Source organism: Streptomyces sp. (genome assembly GCF_036566765.1).
Lineage (GTDB): Bacteria > Actinomycetota > Actinomycetes > Streptomycetales > Streptomycetaceae > Streptomyces.
The window spans coordinates 1-5,050 of the sequence record NZ_DATCVQ010000328.1; the positions used below are offsets into that span (position 1 = coordinate 1).

The following is a 5,050-nucleotide window of genomic DNA, read 5'->3' on the forward strand; positions in this document are numbered from 1 at the left end:
AGCATGCCGCGGGTCTGGTGAAACCGCCACTGCGTCACGTTCCTCGACGGCGTCCGAGAGCTGGCCACGAACCGCGACGCATGCCCGCCGGAACCGTCAGAGCCGGACCGTCCAGCTGACCGCGGACCTCATCGTCCGGGCGATGGCGCGGTCCCGCACCGAGGGCGTACGGTCCTCGGCGGTGAGGGACAGTGTGTGCGTCCGAAGGTCGAGCAGCCGCAGGGCCAGGTCGGATACCCGTACGTCGGTGCGGCCCGCGAGAGACTTCATCTCCCGCCCGTCCAGATACCAGCGGATCGTGAGTTGACGCCCGTCCGCCCCCGTCAGCCGGGGTACGAGGGCTTGGGCGGTGTCGCCCGTGCGGAGGGTGCGATCGGTGGCCGTGACGGGGGAGGCGATGCGCGCCTCGCGGTAGAAGCCGGCGATCATCGCCTCCACTCCGGGCAGATTGAAGGGCTTGCCGAGGGAGCGCATCAGGGAGTTCTCGGTGGGGCGCCGCAGCCCGGTGACGTAGTAGCCGCCGCCCTCGTACGCGCCGACGGTGCCGCCGTCGGGAGACTGCTCACCGAGCCAGCGGTGCCACTTGGCGCCCCGGTCGGCCAGGTCGTCGGCGGTGAGGGTGGTGATGTTGGAGTCGGCGGGCTCGGGGCCCACGTACCGCTCGTAGCCGGGGTAGTCGGGGTAGAAGTACTCGTCGGCGAGCTTGCCCAGGGAGTGGCCGGTCTCGTGGATCGCGATCTGGCCGGACTTCTCGTTGCCCGCCGAGGCCGTTGATATGCCCTCGTAGCCGAAGGTCTCGCTGGGCTCGTTGTAGCCCGCGCCGCCGTACTTGGTGCTGTTGGCGAGCACGAGCACCAGGTCGGCCTCGGGTGCCTTCGCCACGTATCCGTCGACCTTGTCCTGGTCGACGCAGAGCAGCCGCTCGATGCCGTCGCACCAGAAGTACGAGCCGAGGGCCGTGTCCCGGAGGGTGTCGGCAGAGGGGTCGCCGGAGACGCCGGACTGGTTCGAGACGGCGTCGACGGTCCAGACGTTGAAGAGGTTGCGGTAGGTGGTGTACGGCTCGACGGCCGTCAGCTCGGCCCATTTCTGCTGGGCGTCGGCGTGGAAGCGGGGCAGTTCGGCGACGGTGTAGCCGTCTCCGACGACGACGATGTCGAGCCGGTCGGCGGTGGGGCCGTTGTCGACCATCTTGGCCACCTCGCCGTCGGCGGCCGCCTCGGTCGCCGTCAGGCGGGAGGCCGGCTGGTTCCGTCCCTCCGGCGGCACATGCCTGTGGCCGGATCCGGCGAGCGTCCCGTGCTCCGGTCCGGGTATCTCGACCTCGACTCCGGCCGTGGGAGCTGCCGTCGGGTCCGCGGCGGCGCTGCCGGGTGCGGCGGCGAGTACGACCGTGAGGGCGACGGCCACTCCGGCCGCCATGGCTCCGCGTCGTGCTGAACGCATGAAATCAGCCCCTTGCCAGGCAAGTTAAGCGCGTCAGTAAATGTGTTGAACGAGTCGCTTAACCTAGGGGGAGGGCGAGGGCGTGCGCAATGCCTACTGCTTCTGGATACTGGGGAGTTCACGAACCAGGGGGTCCGCATGGACGATCCGGCCACGATCGGCCACCGAGTACAGCGGATGCGCACTCAACGCGGGCTGACGCAGCGGCAGTTGGCCGAGCCTTCGTACACACCCGCGTACGTCTCGACGCTGGAGTCCGGCAAGGTCAGGCCCTCGGAAACCGCACTGCGCTTCCTCGCGGAGCGGCTCGGCACGTCGTACGAGGAACTGGCCACCGGCCGCCCCGCACACCTCGCCACCGAGCTGCGGCTCGCTCTCACCGACGCCCACCAGCAGCTGGCCACCGGGACGGCGGACGAGGCCGCCGTGCGCTACCGCCGCCTCCTCGCCGACGCGGAGAACCTCGGACTCGTTCCCGAGCAGGCCGAGGCGCTGCTCGGGCTCGGCGACTGCGCCCTGGAGACCGGCGTACTGGTCGACGCGGGCCACCACTTCCAGGCCGCCGAGCGGCTCCTCGCCGAGGAGCCGCTGCCCCGCCGCGCACGCGCGATCCGGGGCCGTGCCGTCGCACACCTCCTGGCCGGGGAGCTGCGCTACGCCTGCTACCTCCTCGAATCCACCATCGACGAGCTCGGTGCGAGCGGCCTGGCCGACCCCGAGGCGCTGGTCATCCTGTACGCCGCCGTGATCGGCCCGTACATCGACATGGGCGCCCACGCCCGTGCCGCGCACGCTGCCGAGCTCGCCCTGGCGCTGGCTCCGCAGGTCGACGACCCGGCGCTGGTGGCGGGCATGCACCGGCAGGTGGCCCGCACCTTCCTCGCCGAGGGGCGCACGGCCGAAGCCGACGCCTCACTGGCCAAGGCGCAGGCGATCTACCAGCAGCTGAGCCTGCGTACCGATCTCGCGCACTGCCACTGGATGCGCGGCTACGTCCAGGCTCAGAACGGTGAACTGGCGGCAGCTGAACAGGAGTTGCGCACCGCCCGGGACATGCTGAACGCCAAACGCGCGGCGCTGTTCACCGCGCAGGTGGAGGTGGAGTTGGCCGATGTCCTCCGGCGGCTCGGACGGCACGGCGAGGCGTCGGATCTGCTCTCTGCGCTTCTTGAGCTGGGTGACCGGCACGGCGCGGTGCACGCGGGGGGTGCGCACAGGCTGCTCGGGCTGATCGCCGAGGAGCGGGGGGACAGCGAGACCGCCGAGGAGCACTACGTCATGGCGCTGGGGCTGCTGGAGCGCAGCGGCGCGAGCGGCGACCTCGCCGATGTGTGCCGTCTGCTGGGCGACCTTCTGCGCCGCGGCGGCCGCACCGAGGCCGCGCTGGACGCGTACCGCACGGGGCTGGGCCACCGGTCGGCCCCTGGCACGACGACGCTGGGGCCGGCTCCGACGGCACTGGCGTTCCCGCGGCACTGACGGCCAGGTCGACCTGACGAGAGTGCCCTCCTCGCCGTCGCGCCGGCTCGTGACCGTGATGGGCGGACGGCCGTCGACGGTGGTTCGTGCGCCCTCGGCCAGCCGTTCGTTCACCGGTTTCGAAGAGAACTCCTTCTCGAAGAAGTCCAGCACCCGCGGCCCGGCAGTGGGCGCTCCTAGGGATCGAACCGGGTCATGGACTGACACCGCCTCGCCCATGGTGGCACCGACGTGCCGCCTCGCCTCGACATCAGAGCGCGTGGCGCTCCGCCGAGAGCTCCCCCCCCGGAGGGTCCTCGAGCGCCGGCACGCTCGCATGGACACCTGCCATGTCACGTCCCGTCTTCGCTCGCGCGATGGCCGCGAGCCCGACCTGAAGGGCGTACCGCCCCTCCGGGCAGCAGGGTCCCCGTCGGGAGCATGGCGGTGCCGGCCTCCCGGAGTCCTGAAGACCGGCTCACCAGCCACGACGCGCCGATCTGCCGTCCGATGGCCAGGGTGGCGACCGCGCTCCCCAGGCCCCTGAGCGAGCCGTCTCAGGGGGTGCGCGCTCGACGGGCGGCCCGCATCCTGGCACTGCGCGAGCCCAGCACATGACGCCGGCAGCAGCGGCCCCTGTTTCGATTAGATTGGACAAGTCGGACAAGGAGGGCCCCATGATGGGCGCACCGGCGCCGCCACGTCCCCAGCGGGACTCGCTGCCGCGCTCACTCCTGCACGCGGTCACCGCAGACCCGCCGCACCTTCCCGAGCTACTGGCCGCGTTCGTCGTCGACCACGTCGGAGCTCCTGCCGCACGAGCCGCGAAGAATCTGCGCCAGCAGAGGCCCGACGCGAGCCTCGGAGACCTCCAGGCCGCGGTGACCGTCCGCGGTCGGCGACGCAGCCAGACCGAGGGCGCGTTCGTGGGCGGGCCCTTCATACTGCTGGTACCGGTAGCGTTCTGTGCCGCATTGATCGAACAACTTCGCATGGCCCTGGAGATGGCCTGCCTGGCCGGGCACGATCCCTCGGATCCGGAACGGGCCGCCGAACTCCTCGTCCTGAAGGGCGTCTACCCGGACACCGAGCAGGCCCGCGCGGCACTGTCCACAGTGACCCGCCAGAAGCACCACACCAGCCGGAAGAGCCGCCCCAGCCCTCGGGCGGCGTGGGCCGTTGTCTCCCGCATGGCCCGGCTGCTGGGGCTGATCACCCCGGACGACGCCGCCCCCAGGCCGAGCCGCCTGGCCAGGACTGGGCAGTGGACGATGCTGATCCTGGTTGTCCTGGTCGGTACCGTGGTTCCCCTGATCTGGCTGCCCTACCTCGGCTACTCGTACCACCGGACGACGAACCAGCTGGCCGGACGAGCCGTCCAGTTCTACTTCGGAGACCGAACCGAACCCGAGTCCCGCACGACCGACCGCGCGCAACCGAGTGTCGTGGCCGGCCTGCTGAGGGCAGGGCTCGCCCTGCTGATCACCGCCGGCTCGGTCATGATCGCGCTGTCGCTCAACCTGCGGCTCGCCGACTCCCGCTGGCCCGTCATCGGCATCGTCCTGATCGCCGGCTCCACCGTCACGGGCGTCGTTTGGTACGTCCACCATCGAAAGTCCAAGCCAGGAGAGTAGAACCGGGCACCGCTGATCACGGCCGAGCCCAAGAGCGTGCCGATTCCACCCCGTGCCGGGAAGCTGACCTGGTGCCGCGGTCGGTACCCCCTCACTTCTCCGGCGGGTGCGACCGGCCGAGCCCGCGCCGCACGGGGGTCGAGGGTACGGGGCGCCCTCGCGCAGGTCACCAGAGGCGACCGCGGCCTCCTCGGGCCAGCGGCCGTACCGCTAGCTCGGCGAACCGCTCTCGGCCGACCTCGGCGGGGACACGCCGGTCGCCTGGTCATCGCGCGCCGGTACCACCTGGACCACCTCCCGCCCCAGGTTCGGTCGGAGGCCGCCGCGGACCCGGATCGCCTGATGGTGCCGCTCTGCGACGCGCGGGTGGTGCCCGATGTCCCGTCCGGCGTCTGCTCCGTTCCTTCGCTAGGCTTACCTGAGAGTCATCCGTCTCCGTCGGGAAGCACAGCCACTGCTGGGGCGCCGAGAAGCTTCGGTTCCCGTACGACTGGAGCGTCGCATGCCATACC

The 5,050-nt window shown here is 71.1% G+C and carries 3 protein-coding genes; 2 read left to right on the forward strand and 1 reads right to left on the reverse strand.

Going from position 1 to position 5,050, the window contains the following annotated elements; genetic code table 11:
- Window positions 1-96 precede the first annotated feature (96 nt).
- Complete coding sequence (locus VIU94_RS19400) at window positions 97-1,446, reverse strand: M64 family metallopeptidase (protein WP_331913091.1); 1,350 nt, start codon at window positions 1,444-1,446, stop codon at window positions 97-99.
- 138 nt (window positions 1,447-1,584) lie between these two features.
- Here VIU94_RS19400 and VIU94_RS19405 point away from each other — a divergent pair, with 138 nt between their 5' ends.
- Together VIU94_RS19405 and VIU94_RS19410 are read left to right on the forward strand one after the other, a co-directional pair.
- A complete protein-coding gene (locus VIU94_RS19405) occupies window positions 1,585-2,925 on the forward strand; it encodes a helix-turn-helix domain-containing protein (RefSeq protein ID WP_331913092.1) in 1,341 nt (446 codons plus the stop codon).
- Window positions 2,926-3,581: 656 nt separating this feature from the next.
- Window positions 3,582-4,538, forward strand: coding sequence for a hypothetical protein (locus tag VIU94_RS19410; protein ID WP_331913093.1), 957 nt, complete (start codon window positions 3,582-3,584; stop codon window positions 4,536-4,538).
- Window positions 4,539-5,050: the final 512 nt, after the last annotated feature.

Coding starts and splice junctions, on each gene's coding strand:
- VIU94_RS19400 (WP_331913091.1), bottom strand. CDS start 1,446: ATGCGTTCAGCACGACGCGGAGCCATGGCGGCCGGAGTGGCCGTCGCC.
- VIU94_RS19405 (WP_331913092.1), top strand. CDS start 1,585: ATGGACGATCCGGCCACGATCGGCCACCGAGTACAGCGGATGCGCACT.
- VIU94_RS19410 (WP_331913093.1), top strand. CDS start 3,582: ATGATGGGCGCACCGGCGCCGCCACGTCCCCAGCGGGACTCGCTGCCG.